The organism is Bacteroides sp. An269 (assembly GCF_002159755.1).
GTDB classification, from domain to species: Bacteria; Bacteroidota; Bacteroidia; order Bacteroidales; family Bacteroidaceae; genus Phocaeicola; species Phocaeicola intestinalis.
On sequence record NZ_NFJG01000014.1, the window covers coordinates 22,793 to 43,623 of the forward strand.

The window sequence follows — 20,831 nt, forward strand, 5'->3', positions numbered from 1 at the left end:
TAATCATTCATGTTCCAATTTCTCTTTAATCTCGAGCATCCGGTCCAAGATATCGTCTATCAACTGCTTCCGCTCTTTTACGTCTTCGGGTATTCCGTAAGATTCATGAAAGGAAATCAGAAGTTTCAGGTTCTCGTACTCTTGCTCTAACTGTTTTTTTTCTTCTTCTTTCATCGATTTAAACATTAAATTAAGAACTCTTGTTTGACACTACAAAGATAATACGCTTTTGCTTATTATGCAAATGATTATTGGTTTATTTACTTGCATCCTCTCTTTTTTTGTGTCCTTTCCTTTGTTTCCTCCATGGTTTACATTTGCCTGAAATAATCATTGGTAAATCGTTAATTGCTAAATCGTAAATGACATGTTGCTAATCGAACGAACCGAACAACTCCGGGCACTGACCGGCAACTACTACGCCAACAACGACTTCACGAAGGTAGAGGGCGACATCGAGCAGGCCACCGAAGAACTGGCACGGCTGGTGGGCGAAGGCGTCATTGCCCTGGCTGAAAAGGCAGACGACAGCGACCCGCTGCGACGGCTGGTGCAGCGTCCCATCGCCATCCTTGCCACGCTGCGCATGTACCAGAAAAACGACTTGAGCCACGAAGACGACGGGCGCAAGTTCAAGGTGTCGACCGACGGGGGCGACAAGCTGCCGTGGGAGTGGCAGCTGGATCGCGACGATGCCATGCAGATGGAAGCGTACTACCGTGCCGTAGATTCGCTCATCACCCACCTGAACAAGACCAAGCCCGAAGAGTGGACCTCTACAAGCCTGTACCGTGCCACCCGGCAGCTTATCGTGCGCAGCGGGGCGCAATTCGACATGTATTTCCCCATCAACCGCAGCGAGCGGACATACCTGCTGCTGGTGCCTTTCATCCGCGAAGCGCAGCTGATGACCGTGGCGGATGCCTACGGAGCAGACTGGCAGAAGCTCTTAGACGAAGACTTGGACACGGACGCGTCCAAGTCCGAGAGTGCGGCACACTATGCCGCCGCCATGGCGGTGTGCCTGCTGGCAATGGGCACCGCCCTCTGCCGGTTGCCGCTCAAACTGCTGCCCTGTGGCGTGGTGCGCGGTTACCTTTCCGAGAGCGGGATGCGCGACAGCGAACCGGCAAGCCTCGATGACGTGCGCCGTGCCTCCGACTGGATGCGTGCCGACGCCGCACGCTGGATAGACAAGATGAAGCGTGCCCGCGACGGCAGCGAACCCGATTACGAGCTGCTGCCCCGGAACCACCCGCGCAACAAGTATTGCCGGTTATAGACCCTCCATTATTAACTATTCACTATTAACTAAAAATGACTGTTACCCAACGCCCCAGAACCCGAGAGTTCTGCGCCACCATGCAGGACTACATCATCGATACCGACTCGACCATCACCTTCAGCATCTACTACGGAGGCAAGAAGATACTGGACGAAGAATACGTGCCCGACGCGCAGAACCAGGTGCGCATCCGCCGCCTTGGCAAGTTCTGCGAGCTGGCATTGTGGGGAGAATGGTGCGAAGATGCGCTGTATTGGCAAACAAGTGCCTCCGGTACGTTTTCTTTCTACATCAACAATACGAAAGATGCCGATTCGCTGGTCATCTATTCCTGCCTTCAGACCCGGAAGTCTGCCGGTTCGCCGGGAGCCTTGAGCGAGGTGACGCAAAAAGTGACCCGTCCCGGTATGCCCGAATACGTGAGCGGTTTCCCCTATGCGAACAGCTGTGTCGTGCACGGAATCCTGCCGGACGGTACGGAGAAAAGCTACTCCTTGCCTCTGCCTAACGCGCAGACGATTGTCACCCTAAAGGCGGATTACGAATACGCTTGCTCCCTGCTCGGAGCGGAAAGCCTGCGGAGCTATTCATTCAGCCTGAGCGGCGGAAGCCTGGAATTTGTGGTAGACACCACGCCCTACGCCGAGCGGTGGGTGTTCCGCTTCAAGAACGTGTACGACATGCCCGAAACCCTGTGCTGCACGGGTGGGCTTTCCGTAACCGGGAGCAGCGAAGACGACACGGCATCGATGTACGGCGTAGAGCGCAAGTTCGGGCTGAAGGTGACCGACGAATACACGGCACGAAGCGGCATCATCCACCTGCGGTCGGAATACAAGCTGTGGCACAACCTGCTGAACGCCCGTGAGGTGGAGATACAGACCTCCACCGGATGGATTCCCATCATCATCACCAAGCAGAAGCTGGAGCGTGACTTCCGCCGCTCGGTGCTGTCCACCGTAGAGTTCTCGTTCCGCATGGCAGACCCGACACAGAACAACTTGATAGAGTGAAGAACTTTTTAAATGAAGAATGAAGAATTAAGAATGCCATGCGTGCGAAGCGATTCTTCATTCTTCATTCTTAATTCTTAATTAAAAAATTATGGTTGACATCAAACGATTCAGAGAATGGCTTATTGAATTAAAGGAGAACGTTAACGGACAAGCTAAAGACGTTCAGATAGAAGGCATTGCGCTCGCCGTGCGCGAAGGGCACATCATCCGCAAGCTGCGTGACCGGCGCGGCGTTATCCTGTGTGCCAAATATCCCGATGCCACAGTGGATGGGGATGCCGATAACTTCAGCAGCGACAACGACATGGTGCTGTTCCTCTTGGAGAAAGTGCCGTCGGGCAGTCAGAGTGACGAAGACGAACTGGCGCATTATGCCGCCCTGCAGCAGCTGATGCTGGCTCTTCGCAACCGCCTGATGGATTCCCCTTTTGTTTGCGACGACGAAATGCAGGTTGTGTCAGGACTTACCATCGAGTGGGAATACGACATCTTCGGAGGCTGGAACGGGCTGAGCATCGGATTCAAGCTGCAAGACTATGCGTGATAACTATTGGCTTCTAACTCCCTCTAACTCCTTTAACTCCTTAACTTCTTAACTCCTGACAAAAAATGACCGAACTCTACATCGACGGCGTTTCCGCCGTATTGCCAAAAGACTTCAGCGTGCAGGTGAAGCGTGAGAATCCGCTTTTCACCAAAAACGGCGAATATACCTACGACATCACCCTGCCGCTCGGCAACCCGACCAACGCGGCACTTTATGAGCACCTGAACCGCCTGAACTCGGTGACAGAAGTGGCAAGCAAACGAACTGCCATTCTGATAGCCGACAACCGGGTGTACTGTGACGGCACCGAAATCATCACAGGATGGACAGATGAGAGCGTGAGCATACAGATAGCCAGCGGAAACTCGGAACTGAACTATATCATCGGCAACGACCTGCAGATTTCTTCGCTTTCCGGCATGCCGGTGACAGCGGCCATTACCAAGAAGGCAGCGGTTGAACATATCGAGAAGCGTTATCCGGATGTAGACTATTGCCTGACCATGGTGTACGACCGCGACGGAGAAGAGATTCTTAATCCATGGGTCAATCTCACTACGGGATCTCCGGATCTGACCCCTGGGAATGTAAGCTCTTTGGGGTCCGTATCTCCCGACCTTGACCGTTTCATCCCGCAGCCTTACCTGTGTGTTTATATCAACAGCCTGTTCGAAGCGCTTGGATACAAACTGACCGACAACCTGCTGGCCGGCACCGCCTACGAAGACCTGTTTATCTGCCATGCGGTACGTACGATGAAATGGTGCGAGATGCTGCCCGGCTGGAGTGTAGGCGACTTTCTGGAACAGCTGGAACTGATGTTCGACGGTGTGTTTGTAGTAGACAACCGGAGCCGGAACGTGCGTTTCCTTGCCAAACAAAAATATTACCACGCTTCCACCACAAGCCATGTCCGCTGGGTAGAAGATGTGTACGAAGTGGAGACTGCCGATGAAGATGATGAGCCCGAAACCGTAAACATCCTGCAGAGCGATGTGCGGTATGCGTTTCCGGACAATGCGTATTGGCGTGGGAGGTGTCTGCCCGATACGGTGAAGGCTGCAGCCCGTAAAAGCACCATCGACATAGGGGCTATCCCGCCGCAGCAAGGCGGTTTTGTCGGGCGGATGGATTACTGGTTCGGCTCTTCCCAGCACCAGCAGACAGACACGGTATGGACTGACGGGGAGACCCGGCGGAAAACATACTACGGAACGATGTCGGGCGAAGACCATGCAGGTGACAGAGACCGATGGATTCTGACAGACGAGTTTGCCGCCATTGAGCGTGCAGACCCCGAACAGGAGGTAGAACTGGAGATAATGCCGGCGGAAATCAGGCAGACAGGCAAAGATTTCTTCCGGGGTGACGGAGCAGGTCTGACTGTTCCTATATATATTCCTATGCCTGTCGTTGACGGAGGTTCGGGAAGTAGCGGTGACGAAGACGATGGCTCCGAAGGGCGTACCCCTGTGTCCGACTTGATCAACAACAGCAGTACCGGAGAAAGTGACGGGACTCCTTCAAAGAACAACATCTTCGTGGCATTCTACGGAGGGGCAGCCTTGCCTGTGGAAAACACCGAGCACTACGTGGTTTTAGACATTCCTTTCGCTTATACAGACGAATATCTCTATGTGTGGGACAGCAATACCTATATACAGACCAACACCGAGGGCAAGACGCTCCGGCTGACGGACCTGCAAACCTGCTTTTGGGAAGGCACATTAGACGTAGACCAGCGCAACGAAATCAAGCTGACCAGCCACGACCCCAACCTCTACGACCCGCGGGGCGTTTTCGAAATCCGCAACAAACGCTACGTGTGCAAGGAGATAGAATACACCCTCGATGCGGGTGGGCGCAAAGGGGCATGGACCGGCACGTTCTACCCCGCCAAGATAAGCGACACCGAAGCCGACGCACGCTGGATTCTGGCAGACGGCAAGTGGCGTGACGGCGGCGTGTGGCTCGACAACGGGCGTTGGCTGGACAGTTAAACCGTAAATAGTAAATCGTAAATGGCTAAATAGTAAACAAGATGGCTATCAGTATAAGAGATTTCCGCATGGCTATCCGTATCGACAACTCGGAAGCCAAAGCCAAATTCGACGAGACCAAACGCCAGCTGGAGCAAGTAACCGCAGAAATGCAGAAACTTGCCGATGCAGGCAAAAAGAACTCGGCCGAATACAAGGCACTCAAAAAGAGTCAGGACGAACTGAACCGCTCGCTCTACAGCCAGCGGCTGGAAGCGGGGCGCACCGCATTGACCTATAACGAACTGCGCAAGGGAGCTTCGCAATTGCGCCGCGCGATGAACAACGTCAAGCCCGGCACGAAAGAATGGAAGCAGTATCAGGCCGAACTCCTGCTGACCGAGCAACGGATGAAAGAACTTCGGAACGCATCCACCCAGACCGGACTTTCCATCAGCAAGCTGGCTGACGGTTTCAACCGCTATGCGGGCATGGCAGCCGGTGCCATCGCCACCCTGACCGGCATGACCCTCACCATGCGCCAGTGTGTGGATGAATATGCCAAGATGGAAGAAGCCGAGAGCCAGGCCATCAAGTACACCGGCATGACACGGGAGGAAGTGAAGCAGCTGAACGAACAGTTCAAGCAGCTGGACACCCGTACCCCACGCGAGGAGCTGAACCGGCTGGCTGGCGAGGCAGGCAAACTGGGCATTACGGGGGTGGACAACGTGCGGGAATTCGTCGAAGCGGCGAACCAGATAAACGTGGCACTGGGAGAAGACTTGGGCGAGGAAGCCGTGAACCAGATAGGCAAGCTCAGCCAGATGTTCGGCGACGAGAGCCGGAGCCTGCGCGACAACATGCTTGCCATCGGTTCGGCAGTGAACCAGGTGGCACAGAGCACCAGCGCGTCCGAACCTTACTTGGTGGAGTTCACGGCACGCATGGGCGGCGTGGGCAAGCAGGCGGGCATGTCCGTCACCGACATCATGGGATTTGCTTCGGCACTCGACCAGAACATGCTGCGCTCGGAGATGGCGAGCACGGCACTGTCCGGTCTCATCCTACGCATCTACCAGGAACCGGCAAAGTATGCCCGGCTGGCACAGATGGATGTGGAGGAGTTCACCCGGCTGATGCAGACTGATGTCAACGCAGCGGTCATCTCGTTCCTGGAGGCTCTCAACAAGATGGGCGGCATGGCGCAAATCGCCCCGGTGCTGAAAGAAATGCAGCTCAGCGGAGCCGAAGCGGCAAGCGTCATCAGCACCTTGGCAGGCAATGTAGACCTGGTGCGCCGTGAGCAGGAGAACGCCAACAAGGCTTTTGCCGAAGGCACGAGCATCACCAACGAATACAACGTGCAGAACAACACCGTGCAAGCCGGGCTGGAGAAGGCACGCAAAAGCTTCCAGGAAGTGCGGACAGAACTGGGCGAACGGCTGGAGCCGGTGATGAAGAACCTCATCAGCTTCGGCAGCCTGACCGTAAAGGGGCTGCTTTCGCTCATCAAGGCTTTCGACGACTACCGTGGCGTCATCATTACGACCACTACGGCGGTGGGGCTGTACACGGCAGCGGTAAACATTTCCGTCATTGCCGACAAGGCGAAAGTGCTGTGGACGGGACGCATCGTTACGGGCATGAAGTCGCTCTTCACCCTTCTGCGTGCCAACCCGTGGGGCATCGCCGCTGCGGCGGTAGGAGTGCTGACCGGCCTGTTCATCGACCTGAAGCGCAAGCAAGACAGCGTGACGGAATCGATGCGCTCGATGGAACGCATCAACAAGACCGCGACCGAAGACTACGACCGTCAGGCATCGAGGGTAGAACAGCTTACGGCAATCCTGCACAACGAACGCATCGCTCAAGAGCAGCGCATCAAGGCACTGAACGAACTGAAAAACATCATCCCCGGCTACAACGGCATGCTGGACGACGAAGGCAGGCTGACCAACGACAACACCGAAGCCATCAAGGCATATCTGACACAGTTAGAAAAGCAAATCAAGCTGAAGGCGGCGCAAGAAGAATTGGAAGAACTGTACCGGCGCAAACGCCAGTCGGAGAAACAGCTTGCCGCCGACGAGCAACGCTTCACCACGGCACAGCGAAACCTGTCCGCAGCCGAAAGTACGGCAACGGTGCAGGCATCCCGCATGGGCACCAGCGGTACCCGTATGCTGGCATCCGGATTGAATCAAGGAGTGAAAACCATGCGTTCGGAGTTCCAGCTGGCAGAGAAAGCCGTGACGAACACCAAGAAGCAGTTGTCGGGCATCGAGCAAGCCATAGCCGATATCAACAACGAAATCATGTCGTCCGCACAAAGTACAGGCACGACCGACCCCGTGAATCCCGAACTGGGAACGGGCACTACAACCACAGGTACAACCGGTACGCCTGCCGATGATGCCATTAAGGCATTAGAAGAGCGTTACAAACAAGAACTTGAATCGGATAAGAATTTTGCTAAGCAGAAAAAGCTTCAACGAATAAAGAACGGTGAAGATGAAAAACTTATTCAAGAAGAATACAACAATGCATTATACCAAGCAGAAATCGCTTATTTGAGCAAGCAAAAGAAATTGCTTGAAGACAACAAACAAGACACAACCGAGATACAAGGGCAAATCTATGATAAGATGATAGCCGAAGCCAACCGCGTATACGAAGCGCAGAAGAACGCCGACTTCGGCAAGGCAGAAGCGGATGCCGAAAAAGAAAGGCAAGCCGCCAAGCAGGCATTCATCAGCGGCGACATCGCCGACGAAGAAGCCTACCGCCAGCGGCTGCTCGACATCGAACGGGAGTATCTGGAGGAGCGCAAGCGGCTGCTGGAGAAGTACGGCATGGATACCACCGAAGTAGAAGGGCAACTGCTGGATATGGGTGTGGAGCAAAAACAAAGCAATAACCGACAGCAGAAACGCGACCGGCGCACGCAACGGGAAGAAGGGTTCAGAGCCATAGACAGCACAGACGACTTCGGGCAGAAGAACGACATCTTGGAGCAAATGTATGCGGACGACCTGATCACTTATGAAGAGTATCAGGACGAGAAATCCCGCATCGCTGAAGAACAGGAAGAACGTCGCACCGAGATAGCCCAATCGGCAATGCAATTGGTCGGTCAGGCGGCTTCATCCACCAGCCAGCTGATAAGTGCCTTGCAAGACCGTGAGCTGAGCCAGGTGGAAGCCAAGTATGACAAGGAGATTACCGCCGCCCGGAAGGCAGGCAAGGACACCACCAAGCTGGAAGAAGAAAAAGAGGCGGCAATGAAAGAGGTCAAGAAGAAATACGCCGACGCACAATTCGCCATGAGCGTATTGCAGGTGACGGCAAGCACCGCCGTAGCAGCCATGGAGGCATACAAGGCGATGGCGGGCATCCCCGTTGTAGGTCCGGCATTGGGAGCTGCCGCAGCGGCTGCAGCCGTCGTGGCAGGTGCCGCCCAGATAGCCGTCGCCAAGCAGCAGCGCGATGAAGCCAAGGGTCTGTACTCGGGCGGTTACACTAATGACTACATCGAAGGCTACACCGCCCCAGGCAACCCGCACGACACAGCCGGAGTCATCCCCGTACACAAGAACGAGTTCGTGGCGAACCACGAGGCGGTGGCAAACCCCGCCGTCAAACAGTTCCTCGATGTGTTCGACGTGGCGCAGAAGCGGGGCACCATCCGGATGCTCAACACCACCCAGATACTGGAACAGGTGCGCACCCGTGGCGGACGTTACGAAGGCGGATACACCGATACCGGCACGGGTGATGCCCGCTCATCAGCGTCACCCTTTGCCGGAATGACGGCAGAACAACGCTCACAGGTGGTGGTACTGCTACAGGAAAACAACCGCCTGCTGACCATCCTGACAGAAAAAGAACTGGTGGTAGACCCCCGCAAAGTGCGTGACGCCATCAACCGGGTGAACCGCCTGGAGAAGAACGTGAGCCGCTGATCGCTGTCCTTTTCCCAACATATTTGCCCTCTTACCTTTGCCGTAAATAGTAAATCGCTAAATAGTAAATAGAAGTGGACGTATACGAAGCTATAGACCGGATGCGGGAATTAAGCCGCTTGCGCATTCCCTTCTCTTTCTCCTTCATGAGCTACAGCATAGCGCGCAGGAAAAGCGAAGGTATCGTCACGGTATGCCGTGCCCGGCTCTGCAAACAGAACCGTAAGGAGCGCAACCGCTATTCTGACTATATGCTGAACTACATCGACCTCGATACAGGCAAACAGGCATCGTGCTGGCAACCCTTATTGCTAACATTTAACGACAACGAACTGCAACTGAAGTAATGGATACCAATTATGAACAGATAATCCCATGGAACGGAGCACAAGACACCGGACGTGACGTGCGCCTGAAGTGGAAGCGCAACTTCGACAAGATTGCAGCTGCCTTTGCCGAACTGTTAGAAGCAACTGCGGGATTGGACGAAAAGTTCCTCCGCAAGGACCGTCCGGATACGGCACAGGCTGTCATCACCTTCCTGAAAGGGCTGACCGCCGGGGATTTCCAGCAAGGCAGTTCCGGCGTAGGCATCTGGCAGGACGATGACGGCAACTGGCACATCGAGACGGACTATCTGGACGTACGGATGAAGTTCACGGCAAAAGAGGTGGAGATACAGCGCGTTTACCACATTGCGGGTGCGCAAATCAAATCCTCTGCCAACATGCAATGCGTGAGAGTAGACGAGCTGGAGGATGCATACCGGTGTTATATGAACACCACGGATGATGACGGAAACGAAATCACCAACGACTTCAAGGTAAACGACCAGGCGTATGTGCAGACGTTCAACCTCGTGAAGCAGGCAGACGGCACGGTGGGCAACCATTTCCTGTGGCGACTGGTGACCGGCGTAGGAACGGATTACATTGATCTGTCGAAGGATGTCTGTGCTTCGGGCAGCGATGCGCCCAAGGCTGGCGATGACATCGTACAGCTTGGCTACCGGGGCACCGATGACCCGAACCGCCAGAACGCGGTTATCGATGCGGGTGCCGGCGAAGGCTCTCCCTATTACCGCCAGTTTACAGGCATCAATTCGTTCTCTTTCCCTGAGCCGGAAACACAATTGAAGCCGGGCGACAACATCGTGACCGGTCGGATGAAGATACAGCCGGGCAGCACAGGCTCGGCAAACCTGACGGACCTGCCGGACGAGGTGTACAAGGCGGTGCAGATAGGCGGCGAGAACCTGCTGCTGAACACGGCGTTCGCGGGCGACTACGACAGCAAAAAGCTGGATCCGGCTACCTCCCTGCAGAAGGACACGCAGATGTACAGCCCCAACATGCTGCACTGGACGGGCAACGGCACGACCGTCGCCGAAGCGTCGGCACCCGCCGGATTCGCCTGCCGGGTAGGAAGCATCTCGCAACCCGTGTCCCTCATCAGCGGCGAGAATTACGTATTCAGCTTCTATGCCAAAGGGAACGGGATTGGGATGAGCTGCGGCGGGAGCAACGTTTCCCGGCAGCTGTCATCCTCGTACCAGCATTATTCCATGAAGTTCACTTACCAGAGCGGCGGCGTGTTCCTGCTCTCGGGCGACGCTACGGTGCACAGCCTGAAGCTGGAGCGCGGGACAATCGCCACCGACTGGTGCCCGTCCGTGCTCGACCCGTCTTCCGTCGCAGAGCGGTTCAAAGGCGTGTGGTACCTGCAGCAGGCGCTGAAAGGCAGCACGCAGTTCATCGGCGGGCTCGGGCTGACCACCATGATGCAGCTGGGCAAGTGGACGGACGGGGTGATGGAGAAAGTCAATGCCGGCATATCGGGCATCTACAACGAGGATACGGACGTGGCGTTCTGGGCAGGCGGCACGTTCGAGCAGGCAATCGCCACGGTACGCAAGATAATCGGCGGCGAAAACCCGTCCGACGAGGAATGGAAGTCACTCGCCAAGTTCGTGGCGACACACGGGGGCGACATCTTCCTGCGCGGATACATCTATGCCCTGGGAGGAGTGTTCCGGGGCACGGTGTATGCGGAGGGCGGGGAGTTCCGGGGGAAGTTCGAGACTTCGCTGAACGGGCAACGGATTGTGATAGACCCGGAAGACGGGAGCCTGAAAATGCTGGACGAAGACGGCAGGACAGCCGTCAACATATCGTTTTTAAACGATGACGGCAGGATGACAGCCGGGCTGATGATTACCGAATACGAAGGGGATACCGCATGGTTCTCGACACGGATACTTGGCAGGAGCGTCACCATGGTGAACAACCTAAGCAATTACGGGGCAATATTCCTTCCTGACCAGATAAGTTTTTTAGCAGACAACTCTGAATTGTTCTCGCTCTCAATGGAACACGACTATAATACAGGAAAGAAAAAGATACTTATAACCGGATCGAACTGGAATGAGACAGAAGGTCTGGCAGGAACTGTATATGTAGACGAAAACGGATTTCTAAAAGTTAGTAAAAAAGAACCGGTACAACCGGGCGCATAATTATGGCAAACATATCACAGATAAAGACAGATACGAACTGGCAGGAGGCGGCAGGCACGATAAACACGAACTTTGCCAACGTCAGCACCGCCATAGAGGGGCTGAAACAGACCACTTCGGTCAAGATGCCCCTGTTTTCGAGTACATCGGAGGCGAACTCGGCAATCACGAACAAGTACGTAGGACAGCTGATACTGGTAGGCAGCACCCTGCCAGCCCCGGTGTACCGGTGGAACGGCTCTTCGTGGGCCAATACAGGAACGACCGGAGGCAATGCGGAGGTGCCGCTTTCGGACTATTTGGGATATGACAACTTGGGTAACACTAATGAGGTATCTATATGAGAAAAATAAGGATAGGCAATGATATCAAGGTCGTTTGGGCGATAAAAGTAAACGGAGGCAAAGGCAAGTTGTCCGACCTTCAAGGGACGGTACTTGAACTTCATGATGCTTTCGGCTGGTGGAAAAAGGTGGACTTCACGATAGAGAACGATTCCGTCGTTTTCAATTGGAGTGGTAAAGAGCAAAAGAAAACCGGCAGATACACACTTACCTTTTGGGCAAATTTCGGCAAAGAGAGGCAGGCGGTGGTTGATTGCTGCGACTTTGTGAACCTTGTGAGCCGATCTTGCGAGAGTGACGGCTGCAGCAAGAACCTGGATGTGCAATCAGAGGTCAGCTTGGACGGAGAACTGTCACTTGGCGTGCAAGGGAAATCCGCATATCGGGTGTGGCTGGACAACGGCCATGAGGGCACGGAAGCCGATTTTCTCGAATGGCTCCGACTGCCTTCCATAGAAGCGGCAAACAGTGCGGCATACCTGCAAGATTTAGGAGACATCAATGAAATCAAAATCGAATCTTAATTAAGAATATTATGGCAGCAAAAAAAGTTCAGTTAAAAGACAATTCGGGAAACAAGGCGTATCCTGTAACCAGCAGCGCGTGCGTGGGGATGAGTGACGGAAGCGGCAGCTTGGACGAAAAACTTACCGAGCTAGAAGGTTACAACAAAAAGAACTCTTTAATGTTGTGTGGTACATTAATGCCTCCAATTGAATCTGTAACAAAAACATATGATTATAGTTATTTTAAGCAAGGATATTATCAAAAAAATGGTATTTTAGAACCTAGTCGTAATAAACATTTAGATTTATATGTTAATAATAATACAGAAATAAAAATAAAAGCTGCGTATGAAGATACTCTTTTGCAATACGCTTCTTTTATTGTTGGATTTGATATTAACAATAATATTATTGAAAAAATACCATTTGGTGTAGTTCCTAGCGGTGAAGAATATATATACGTAAAAGAATCTTCTGTTGTAAAAATAGGAGTAAGCACAAGAATAGGTGCCTTGGATGCGTATGTTAAAGTAACTGAAAATAAAGAAGACTATATATATGGAGTTGGAACTGAACAAATACAAGATGGTTCTATAACAACTGAAAAGTTGCAAGATGGTTCTATAACAACTGAAAAGTTGCAAGATGGTTCTATAACAACTGAACAAATAAAAGGCAGTTCAATAACATTTAATAAATTATCTGATGATTTAAAAGAATGTTATTCTCCAAGTTTGGATGACATTCTTACTGTATCAGAAGAGCAGTTTTCTGCTGGTTATTATATGTGGGGTAACGGTTATATAGCCGATAAATATCAAAAACATACAGAATTAATTCCTGTGAATGAAGGAGATATTATTATTGCTAATGTATGTAATGGGAATACTTTATTAGCTATTATAGCGGCATTTGACAAAAATGGAAGTTATTTACAAAATAAATCAGTGCAAGGTGTTTCAGAAATTCAAAATAAAAACACTATTGTAAAATACGTAGTTCCTTCAGGAGTTAATCAAGTAGGAGTATCAACTTTTTCTCAGCAAGTTAATTCTGGATTTTATGTAAAACTACAGCGAGTAAACGGAGAAAGCGTTGAAATCAACGGAGAAAAATTACAGGATAACTCAGTTAATATTTCTGCAATAAAAAATAGTGAATTGGAAAAATTAGGAATTATTACTAATAACACTATTATTGTAAGAAGAAATGGAACTGTAGGAGTTGATTGTGATTTTTCTGGACTGAATGGAATTCATGAAGCATTAGAATCTATAAAAGATAATAGCTATACAAAAAGATACATAATTAAAGTTTATGGTCATTTTATTTTTAATACCATTAAATATTATGATGAAGAAGGAGAAGATATAACAGAGCAGTATTGGACTTGTATGGCTTATGAAAATTCTATTAATGCTTGGTTTGCAAATGTATATGGTAAAGATTATGTAACAATAGACGGAATTAATAGAGATGATACATCTATAGAAGTATATATAGATGAAAATACTGAATTCCCTTCTTACAGTAACGATTCTGGGAAAAAATATAATGGAACAAATTTTCATGTACTATTCAACAATAGTGTAAATTCAGTTTTTAAAAATATTACATTTGTCGGAGTTAATACAAGATATTGTATACATACTGAAAATGCAAGTGAAAGTTACGGATGTTATTGCCTTTTTGAAGATTGCGATTTTAAATACAAAAAAAATATAACTTTTGCTGAAGGATATAATTCTCCTGATGTTTTAGGATTGGGACTAAGAGGTAATATGTTGTGGGAAATAAAAAGATGTAGATTTTTTAACTCAGCAAAAGGTGGAACTATTGGCGGTCATAGTGGATATACAACAGATGTAAATAAGCTTAAAGAACTTACTCCAGCAAAAATAATTATTAGTAATTGTGGTTTTTTTGGCAATAGTAAAATTATTAATATGGGAAGCTATTATCCATTAAGAGATGTAATTATATTGAATGGGTGTAATTTGATGAAACAAGCAAAAGTTAATATAAGTACTAATTATAATCAATCTAATAAACCTGATATAGTTAAATTACCATTTATTATTAGCGACAAGCCTGTTCTTGTAAATGTAAACACATCAAACAAAGTGTTAAAATTTTCATCTAAAAAACAAGGAACTAAAATCCGAATATTGCCAACTTGTAGCATATACAGTAAAATAATATCCTATGGTGATTATTCTAACATTACTAACTGGGAAACTTCCGATTCATTAGATGATTGCGGTGCTTTTACTACATGTGAACAAAATTATAAAGATGGAATAGGTTGTTTTGTTTTTTCAAGTCGATATTTTTCCGTAAAAGCAGATGGTAGTGATACTCTTGGATTATTAATTGGAGATTGCACTTCTAATAATAAGGAATTAACAGTATTAGTAGACGGAGAACCGTACACATATGTATTTAATCAAGATTTTACCGCTATGAGTGATGATAATATTATATCATTACTTAATAATAGTAGCATTTTTGGAGAAAACGTTCAAACAGAAATAATAAAGGAGTCTGATTTTATCTATCCTCAAGTAGGAAATATCTCTCTATGTTTAAATATTTCCTCTAAGAAAATAGAAAAGGGTAAAGCTATTATATGTGGAGGTTATAACAGTGATGCTGACACAAGTACAATGGCTTTAGCAACAGGAAATATTATAGATGGAATCTGTATTGATGAAACTCCAACTAATTCTTGGGGAAGGGTTATGTTTAATAATAATTCCTTGTTTGACCGTAATATATTAGGCCCTCTATCTTCTGGTATTTATAAAATAAATAGTGATGGGAATTATGAAATAGCCACATCTAAAGAAGAGGCTGTTATACGAGTTCTTAACGGCAAAGAGGCTGAAATAATTTAATTGTAGAATAACTCGGTAAGTTTTTAAGGTTGCAAGATACGATTGTAAGAAGGTCGCAGTGGATTTGACCAGCCACGTAAGATGCATTATCGAGGAATGCATAAAAAATCCTTGCAACCTTTTAAAATAAAAAATTATGCTTTTCTAGAGAGACTTAATTATAATTAACTTTATCGTTTAACTTCCTAAAAATTTATAATTATGGGAGAATGTGTAGAAAAGATTTATTGTTTCGACCGCGACAATAATAACAACGCATTGGCAGCAGCTATTTTGGCAAACGGCGGTTATCGCCGGGACAACGACAGCCCTTGGGCTATGGCAGCAATGATGAAAGGAGGTGCGGAATGAACGAGTTCCAAACCGTGGTGACCATTATCAGCTCGCTGGTGTCTTCCGTAGCGCTTCCGCTACTTGGGGTGTTCCTTTTCTACGACAGCAAGAAGCGCAAGGCGAATGCCGAGGCACGCCGGGCGGAACTGGACAACCTGACCGTGTATGCCGATGAATGGAAAGCTCTTTACGAGCAGCGTGACAAGCGGGTGGACGAACTGAATGTCAAGATAGACCAACTCTATAAGGAGAAGGAGGACGACCGGCAACGCATACGTGAGCTACAGGAGAAGAACACAACGCTTGCCCTCGAGAACACTTCGCTCCGCATCAAGGAGTGTCAGGTGAAAGGTTGCAAAAACCGTATTCCACCAAGTGATTATTAATTTAAGATTTACCAATATGAGAAAGATTGAACGCATATTCGTACATTGCACGGCAAGCCATCAGACCGCCAGTGTGAATGACATCAAGAATGAGTTTAAAAGAAAAGGCTGGAAGAACCCCGGATACCATTACATCGTAGACCCGGGCGGAGCCATCCACCAGCTGCTCGATGACGAAAAGGTGAGCAACGGCGTGAGGGGCTACAACCAGACCGCCATCAACGTGGCGTACATCGGCGGCATCGATGCGGAGGACAAAGCCACGGACAACCGCACCGAGCCGCAAAAAAAGGCATTGGCAAAACTCTTGCGGCTGCTTCGTTCCCGATATCCGGACGCAGTGATTCTCGGACACCGTGACATCAGCCCCGACACGAACGGAAACGGCACAGTCGACCCGTGGGAGCGCATCAAGGAGTGCCCGTGTTTCGACGCCAAAACCGAATACGCTGGTTTATGAAAGCCTTACCTTATATAATAATAGGTATAGCCTGCTTCGCCTTGGGCTGGCTGGTACGTCCGGCTGGCAGGCACCCGGCGGTGAAGACCGATACGGTACAGGCACCGCCCATCGTGGTGACGAAGACAAAGGTCGATACGCTGCTGTTGGTTTCTCCCCTACCCTACATTGCATGGCTGACAGGTGACACGATAGAGGTCGACGGGTGCAGGCACGCGAAGGAGCAGAAGATGTACACCGACGATTCCACCTACACGGCATGGGTGAGCGGCGTGCGTCCTTCGCTCGACAGCATCCGCATGTATCGGCAGACGCAATACGTTGACCGATACATCTACCGTGATGTGTTTCATCAGCCGAAGCCCAAGCGGTTCGGCATCGGTCTGAGTGCCGGATATGGTGTGGGCAAGGGCGGTTTGTCGCCTGTGGTGGCACTGACGTTGAACTGGAATCTGTGGCAGTGGTAAAAAATCCCCGAAGCGTTCCGGCTCCGGGGATTGGATTGTCAGTCTATATCGGGGAATTCATTCTTCAGCTTATCACTTTTCACGGCGAAATTCCGTTGGATATAGTGTTCGGTCGTGTCGATACTCTTGTGACGCATGTGCCGCTGCAGTTCCCAAGTGTCGATACCGGCGTTAACCAAAGCCGATGCGCCGGTGTACTTAAAACTGTACAGCTTGTATTCCGGTGGCAGTCCCAGCTTGTTGCGGATGCGGTCGAACCTGTAGCGGAGCGTGTTCTTCCCTAACATGGCAGGTCCCGGAATCCCCCCGGTAGAAAAGAGGTAATCGGTGTAGTCATACCTGTCCAGTCCCATCGACTTCAACAGCCGGTGCAGCTGGTTCGGTATGTTAACCAGTTCCGTCTTCCCGTTCTTGCTGATGGTGCAAGGTATCCGGACTACCCCGTTTTCAAGGTCCAGATGGCCGATGCGCAGCTGGCGCAGTTCGTTCGGTCGGATGGCGCAGTAATACTCCATCAGGCACACCAGCCAAAGCTGCGGGTCATTCCGCTTCATGAAATCAAGCAGCCGCTTCCGTTCCTTGTCCGGTATGGGGCGTGCGGCTTCGTCCGTCTTCCTGCCCATTCTCGGCACATCGCACACCGGATTTTCCGTTATCAGCTTCCGGCTGATAAGATAATCGAAGAAGCCGTGCAGGATTTGCTTGTACTTCTTCACCGAACGGATGCTCAGGTCGTTCACCTTCACAATGTAGCGGAAGAACTCCAGGATGCGCTCCTGCGTAAAGCAACCCACGTGCACCTTGTCCAGCCCTTCGTGTTCCGCCCATTCGTTGAAAATCCGAAGCTTCGAGCGGTACGTCTGGTACGAATGCGGGATTACCGTCTCTTTCTTCAGTTGCAAGAAGCCCGACAGGTACATCCGGAGCGAAGGCACGCTTTCCTTCATCTTCCCCCACCGTTCCGCATACTTCTGCATGGCAAGCTCGTCCTCATACGAAACCCTCCTCTTTTCAAACGGCGTCCAGCCCGATACCAGCTTGTTCCGGATTTCGGCTATCAGCTTGTCCGCATGGGCGTACCGCTCCTTTGCCGTCTTAAGCTTCGCAAATCCGCCGTATTCCCGGAACCGTTTCATCTGGTCCGTGTTCGGGTTCCGGCAGGAGTATTCCACATACCATTGTTTTGTAAGGTCACCGCCAGCGTCTACCAAGTGCGGCGGTATAAGAAATGTCTTTTTCCTTCCCATGAATCTCTTGTTTTTACGGTTAATACTTTGACGATTTACCAACCGACAAAAACAGACATTTATGAACACTTTCAACAGACATTTATCAAATAAAAAGCCCTGATTTCCAACGAAATCAGAGCTCAAGTCGGGGTAGCGGGATTCGAACCCACGACCCCCTGCTCCCAAAGCAGGTGCGCTAACCGGACTGCGCTACACCCCGAATGGTCATTTTTTCAAAACCGATGCAAAGGTAATGGTTTATTTTGTAACCTGCAAATTTTTGGCAATCTTTTTTTCCCAAAGCAAACACATCTATTTTTTAAGGCATCTAACTTTTGATGGACTTTATCTGCCTTTCCGCTTCTGTTATTTGCCAAACAATCCGCTATCTTCCTCATCACAGCCTCTCCCAGCCTCCTCATAAAGGAAGGTCGGGAGAGACTCTCAAAAGTCAACCCAAATCAGCGTACGATAAATCCAAAACAGTTTCTTTAATCTTCACCCCCGTACATTCTTGCCCGCATCGCCTTAATATGGTCGGACGCAATATATTCGTCATACTCCATCATCTTGTCAATGATACCGTTTGGCGTAAGCTCAATGATACGGTTCGCCACGGTCTCGATAAACTCATGGTCGTGCGAGGCAAAGAGGATATTTCCTTTATAAATCTTCAGGTTATTGTTAAATGCCTGAATCGACTCCAAGTCAAGATGGTTAGTAGGCGTATCTAATATCAGGCAATTGGCGTTGCGAAGTTGCATACGCGCAATCATGCAACGCATTTTCTCGCCTCCCGAAAGTACATTGACTTTTTTCAACACTTCTTCTCCAGAAAAGAGCATGCGGCCTAAGAAACTTTTCATATACACTTCGTTTCCTTCGCCATATTGGCTTAACCAATCCACCAGATTCAGATCGCTATTAAAATAACTGGTATTATCCAATGGAAGATAGGCTGTGGTAATCGTCACCCCCCAGTTATAATGTCCTGCCTGAGGCTTGCGATTGCCGTTGATAATTTCGAATAAAGCCGTCATTGCACGTGGGTCCCGGCTCAAAAACACAATCTTGTCCCCCTTCTCCACCGTAAAGTTTACATCGTTAAACAACACTGTGCCGTCTTCAGTGGTAGCACGCAACCCTGACACTTCCAGTATCTGGTTTCCCGGTTCACGATCCATAGTAAAGATGATGCCCGGATATTTACGCGAAGAAGGCTTGATTTCGTCCACATTCAGTTTTTCCAGCATTTTCTTACGGCTGGTGGTCTGTTTTGATTTTGCCACATTGGCAGAAAAACGGCGTATAAATTCCTCCAGTTCCTTACGTTTCTCTTCCGCTTTTGCCTTCTGATTCTGCTGTTGGCGTAAAGCAAGCTGACTGGATTCATACCAAAAGCTGTAGTTCCCTGCAAAAAGGTTCACTTTCCCGAAATCAATATCTACCGTATGTGTACATACCGAATCAAGAAAGTGGCGGTCGTGACTCACCACCAAAACCGTATGCTCGAAATCGGCCAAATAATTCTCCAGCCATGTCACTGTATCCATATCCAAATCGTTGGTCGGCTCATCAAGCAATAAGTTATCCGGATTACCGAACAAAGCCTGTGCCAGCATCACACGTACCTTTTCTTTTCCACTCAAGTCACCCATCAGAACATAATGCTTGTCTTCCTTAATGCCCAATCCGCTCAATAAAATCGCCGCATCGCTTTCAGCATTCCATCCTTCCAACTCTGCAAATTTCTCCTCCAGTTCAGCTGCCTTCAGCCCATCTTCGTCCGAAAAATCAGCCTTGGCATATAATGCTTCACGCTGCTTCATGATATCCCACAATACCGTATGCCCCATCAGTACCGTGTCGAGTACGGTATGCGTGTCATACTTAAAATGGTCTTGGCTCAATACTGAAAGACGCTCGCCAGGCCCTAAAGTTACACTTCCCTTCGTAGGGTCCAGTTCTCCTGAAATGACTTTCAAAAATGTGGATTTTCCAGCGCCATTGGCACCAATGACACCATAAATATTTCCATTGGTAAACTTGATATTCACATCGTTGTACAACACTCTTTTACCAAATTGAACGGCTACGTTTGAAACTGTTATCATCTTTTTACTATACCTATATTAAACTTATGTGGGCACAAAGATAAGAAAAAAAGGCAAATGAAATACAGAAAGCCTGCCAGTATGGCAAAAATTCATTACTTTTGCACCTGTTTTTCGCATGCCAGCCATTCAGGCACGGATTTTGTAGCGCCATTTTTCAGAACAAACAAAACATTATATAATTATGAGTACAAATAATCATAACGAAGAAGAAATCAAACAAGGCCAGGCCGAACAGCCTTCAGGCGAACAAACTGAGACAATATCTGAAAACAAGCAAGAACCCAATAAGAAAGAAGACGAACAAGAATTGACCGGTGAAGCAAAATTGCAAAAAGAACTGGAAACAGCCACAAAAACCATCGAGGAGCAAAAAGACAAATACTTGCGTCTGTCTGCCGAATTCGACAACTATCGGAAACGCACGATGAAAGAGAAAGCTGAATTAATCAAGAATGGAGGAGAAAAAACCATCAGTGCCATACTCCCGATTCTTGATGACATGGAGCGTGCCTTGCAAAATGCAGCAAAGACAGAAGATTTGGATGCCATCCGCCAAGGTATCGAATTGATTTCGCAAAAGTTCCACAAAGTGCTGGAGCAAGAAGGACTTCAGAAAATGGAACCAATAGGCGAAGCTTTTGACACAGACTATCACGAGGCTGTCGCATTGGTCCCCGCCCCCAATGAAGAGCAGAAAGGAAAAGTGCTGGACTGTGTACAAACCGGATATAAACTGAACGACAAAGTAATCCGCCACGCGAAAGTTGTTGTTGCACAATAATATA

At 49.3% G+C, this 20,831-nt stretch carries 18 protein-coding genes and 1 tRNA gene; 15 read left to right on the forward strand and 4 right to left on the reverse strand.

Annotated elements, in window-relative coordinates:
• Positions 1-3 precede the first annotated feature (3 nt).
• The gene (locus B5F71_RS20650) at positions 4-174 is read right to left on the reverse strand and encodes a hypothetical protein (protein WP_164488567.1); all 171 of its coding nucleotides are present in this window, start codon (positions 172-174) and stop codon (positions 4-6) included.
• A 193-nt stretch (positions 175-367) separates the two neighbouring features.
• On the opposite strand from B5F71_RS20650, the gene B5F71_RS04765 reads away from it, so the two are divergent.
• The 14 genes from B5F71_RS04765 (at position 368) to B5F71_RS04825 (ending at position 16,700) form a co-directional block, all read left to right on the forward strand.
• Positions 368-1,282: a DUF6712 family protein gene (locus B5F71_RS04765; protein ID WP_087208094.1), complete on the forward strand. Its 915-nt coding sequence runs from the start codon at positions 368-370 to the stop codon at positions 1,280-1,282.
• A gap of 35 nt (positions 1,283-1,317) precedes the next feature.
• The gene (locus B5F71_RS04770) at positions 1,318-2,298 is read left to right on the forward strand and encodes a hypothetical protein (RefSeq protein WP_087208097.1); all 981 of its coding nucleotides are present in this window, start codon (positions 1,318-1,320) and stop codon (positions 2,296-2,298) included.
• 91 nt (positions 2,299-2,389) lie between these two features.
• Positions 2,390-2,845, forward strand: a complete 456-nt coding sequence (locus B5F71_RS04775; RefSeq protein ID WP_087208099.1) for a hypothetical protein — start codon at positions 2,390-2,392, stop codon at positions 2,843-2,845.
• A 65-nt stretch (positions 2,846-2,910) separates the two neighbouring features.
• Positions 2,911-4,848 (forward strand): hypothetical protein, encoded by a 1,938-nt coding sequence (locus B5F71_RS04780; protein ID WP_087208101.1) that lies wholly within the window; start codon positions 2,911-2,913, stop codon positions 4,846-4,848.
• A 41-nt stretch (positions 4,849-4,889) separates the two neighbouring features.
• On the forward strand, positions 4,890-8,792 hold the full coding sequence (locus B5F71_RS04785; RefSeq protein WP_087208103.1) for a phage tail tape measure protein: 3,903 nt from the start codon (positions 4,890-4,892) through the stop codon (positions 8,790-8,792).
• Positions 8,793-8,866: 74 nt separating this feature from the next.
• Positions 8,867-9,139, forward strand: a complete 273-nt coding sequence (locus tag B5F71_RS04790) for a hypothetical protein (RefSeq protein ID WP_087208105.1) — start codon at positions 8,867-8,869, stop codon at positions 9,137-9,139.
• Positions 9,139-11,307: a hypothetical protein gene (locus tag B5F71_RS04795; protein WP_087208107.1), complete on the forward strand. Its 2,169-nt coding sequence runs from the start codon at positions 9,139-9,141 to the stop codon at positions 11,305-11,307. The genes B5F71_RS04790 and B5F71_RS04795 overlap by 1 nt, the downstream gene beginning before the upstream one ends.
• Positions 11,308-11,309: 2 nt before the next feature.
• Positions 11,310-11,651 carry a hypothetical protein gene (locus tag B5F71_RS04800; RefSeq protein WP_087208108.1) on the forward strand — a complete coding sequence of 114 codons (342 nt, stop codon included), beginning with the start codon at positions 11,310-11,312 and terminating at the stop codon, positions 11,649-11,651.
• Positions 11,648-12,175, forward strand: a complete 528-nt coding sequence (locus tag B5F71_RS04805) for a hypothetical protein (protein WP_087208110.1) — start codon at positions 11,648-11,650, stop codon at positions 12,173-12,175. The genes B5F71_RS04800 and B5F71_RS04805 overlap by 4 nt, the downstream gene beginning before the upstream one ends.
• An 11-nt stretch (positions 12,176-12,186) precedes the next feature.
• Complete coding sequence (locus B5F71_RS04810) at positions 12,187-15,054, forward strand: hypothetical protein (RefSeq protein ID WP_087208112.1); 2,868 nt, start codon at positions 12,187-12,189, stop codon at positions 15,052-15,054.
• Between the two features lie 201 nt (positions 15,055-15,255).
• Complete coding sequence (locus tag B5F71_RS20120) at positions 15,256-15,405, forward strand: hypothetical protein (RefSeq protein ID WP_158098036.1); 150 nt, start codon at positions 15,256-15,258, stop codon at positions 15,403-15,405.
• Positions 15,402-15,773 carry a hypothetical protein gene (locus tag B5F71_RS04815; protein ID WP_087208114.1) on the forward strand — a complete coding sequence of 124 codons (372 nt, stop codon included), beginning with the start codon at positions 15,402-15,404 and terminating at the stop codon, positions 15,771-15,773. The genes B5F71_RS20120 and B5F71_RS04815 overlap by 4 nt, the downstream gene beginning before the upstream one ends.
• A gap of 16 nt (positions 15,774-15,789) precedes the next feature.
• Complete coding sequence (locus tag B5F71_RS04820; protein WP_087208133.1) at positions 15,790-16,233, forward strand: N-acetylmuramoyl-L-alanine amidase; 444 nt, start codon at positions 15,790-15,792, stop codon at positions 16,231-16,233.
• Positions 16,230-16,700, forward strand: coding sequence for a DUF6808 domain-containing protein (locus B5F71_RS04825; protein ID WP_087208116.1), 471 nt, complete (start codon positions 16,230-16,232; stop codon positions 16,698-16,700). The genes B5F71_RS04820 and B5F71_RS04825 overlap by 4 nt, the downstream gene beginning before the upstream one ends.
• Positions 16,701-16,738: 38 nt before the next feature.
• On the opposite strand, the gene B5F71_RS04830 is transcribed toward B5F71_RS04825, so the two are convergent.
• The 3 genes from B5F71_RS04830 to B5F71_RS04840 form a co-directional block, all read right to left on the reverse strand.
• A complete protein-coding gene (locus B5F71_RS04830) occupies positions 16,739-17,947 on the reverse strand; it encodes a tyrosine-type recombinase/integrase (RefSeq protein WP_087208118.1) in 1,209 nt (402 codons plus the stop codon).
• Between the two features lie 127 nt (positions 17,948-18,074).
• Positions 18,075-18,149, reverse strand: a tRNA-Pro gene (locus tag B5F71_RS04835).
• Between the two features lie 271 nt (positions 18,150-18,420).
• Positions 18,421-20,043, reverse strand: coding sequence for an ATP-binding cassette domain-containing protein (locus tag B5F71_RS04840; protein ID WP_087208120.1), 1,623 nt, complete (start codon positions 20,041-20,043; stop codon positions 18,421-18,423).
• Positions 20,044-20,227: 184 nt separating this feature from the next.
• Here B5F71_RS04840 and B5F71_RS04845 point away from each other — a divergent pair, with 184 nt between their 5' ends.
• Positions 20,228-20,827 (forward strand): nucleotide exchange factor GrpE, encoded by a 600-nt coding sequence (locus B5F71_RS04845; RefSeq protein ID WP_087208122.1) that lies wholly within the window; start codon positions 20,228-20,230, stop codon positions 20,825-20,827.
• Positions 20,828-20,831: the final 4 nt, after the last annotated feature.

What these genes read in the sequence shown, in the direction of transcription:
- B5F71_RS20650 (WP_164488567.1), bottom strand. Translation starts at nt 174, where the DNA reads ATGAAAGAAGAAGAAAAAAAACAGTTAGAGCAAGAGTACGAGAACCTG.
- B5F71_RS04765 (WP_087208094.1), top strand. Translation starts at nt 368, where the DNA reads ATGTTGCTAATCGAACGAACCGAACAACTCCGGGCACTGACCGGCAAC.
- B5F71_RS04770 (WP_087208097.1), top strand. Translation starts at nt 1,318, where the DNA reads ATGACTGTTACCCAACGCCCCAGAACCCGAGAGTTCTGCGCCACCATG.
- B5F71_RS04775 (WP_087208099.1), top strand. Translation starts at nt 2,390, where the DNA reads ATGGTTGACATCAAACGATTCAGAGAATGGCTTATTGAATTAAAGGAG.
- B5F71_RS04780 (WP_087208101.1), top strand. Translation starts at nt 2,911, where the DNA reads ATGACCGAACTCTACATCGACGGCGTTTCCGCCGTATTGCCAAAAGAC.
- B5F71_RS04785 (WP_087208103.1), top strand. Translation starts at nt 4,890, where the DNA reads ATGGCTATCAGTATAAGAGATTTCCGCATGGCTATCCGTATCGACAAC.
- B5F71_RS04795 (WP_087208107.1), top strand. Translation starts at nt 9,139, where the DNA reads ATGGATACCAATTATGAACAGATAATCCCATGGAACGGAGCACAAGAC.
- B5F71_RS04800 (WP_087208108.1), top strand. Translation starts at nt 11,310, where the DNA reads ATGGCAAACATATCACAGATAAAGACAGATACGAACTGGCAGGAGGCG.
- B5F71_RS04805 (WP_087208110.1), top strand. Translation starts at nt 11,648, where the DNA reads ATGAGAAAAATAAGGATAGGCAATGATATCAAGGTCGTTTGGGCGATA.
- B5F71_RS04810 (WP_087208112.1), top strand. Translation starts at nt 12,187, where the DNA reads ATGGCAGCAAAAAAAGTTCAGTTAAAAGACAATTCGGGAAACAAGGCG.
- B5F71_RS20120 (WP_158098036.1), top strand. Translation starts at nt 15,256, where the DNA reads ATGGGAGAATGTGTAGAAAAGATTTATTGTTTCGACCGCGACAATAAT.
- B5F71_RS04815 (WP_087208114.1), top strand. Translation starts at nt 15,402, where the DNA reads ATGAACGAGTTCCAAACCGTGGTGACCATTATCAGCTCGCTGGTGTCT.
- B5F71_RS04820 (WP_087208133.1), top strand. Translation starts at nt 15,790, where the DNA reads ATGAGAAAGATTGAACGCATATTCGTACATTGCACGGCAAGCCATCAG.
- B5F71_RS04825 (WP_087208116.1), top strand. Translation starts at nt 16,230, where the DNA reads ATGAAAGCCTTACCTTATATAATAATAGGTATAGCCTGCTTCGCCTTG.
- B5F71_RS04830 (WP_087208118.1), bottom strand. Translation starts at nt 17,947, where the DNA reads ATGGGAAGGAAAAAGACATTTCTTATACCGCCGCACTTGGTAGACGCT.
- B5F71_RS04840 (WP_087208120.1), bottom strand. Translation starts at nt 20,043, where the DNA reads ATGATAACAGTTTCAAACGTAGCCGTTCAATTTGGTAAAAGAGTGTTG.
- B5F71_RS04845 (WP_087208122.1), top strand. Translation starts at nt 20,228, where the DNA reads ATGAGTACAAATAATCATAACGAAGAAGAAATCAAACAAGGCCAGGCC.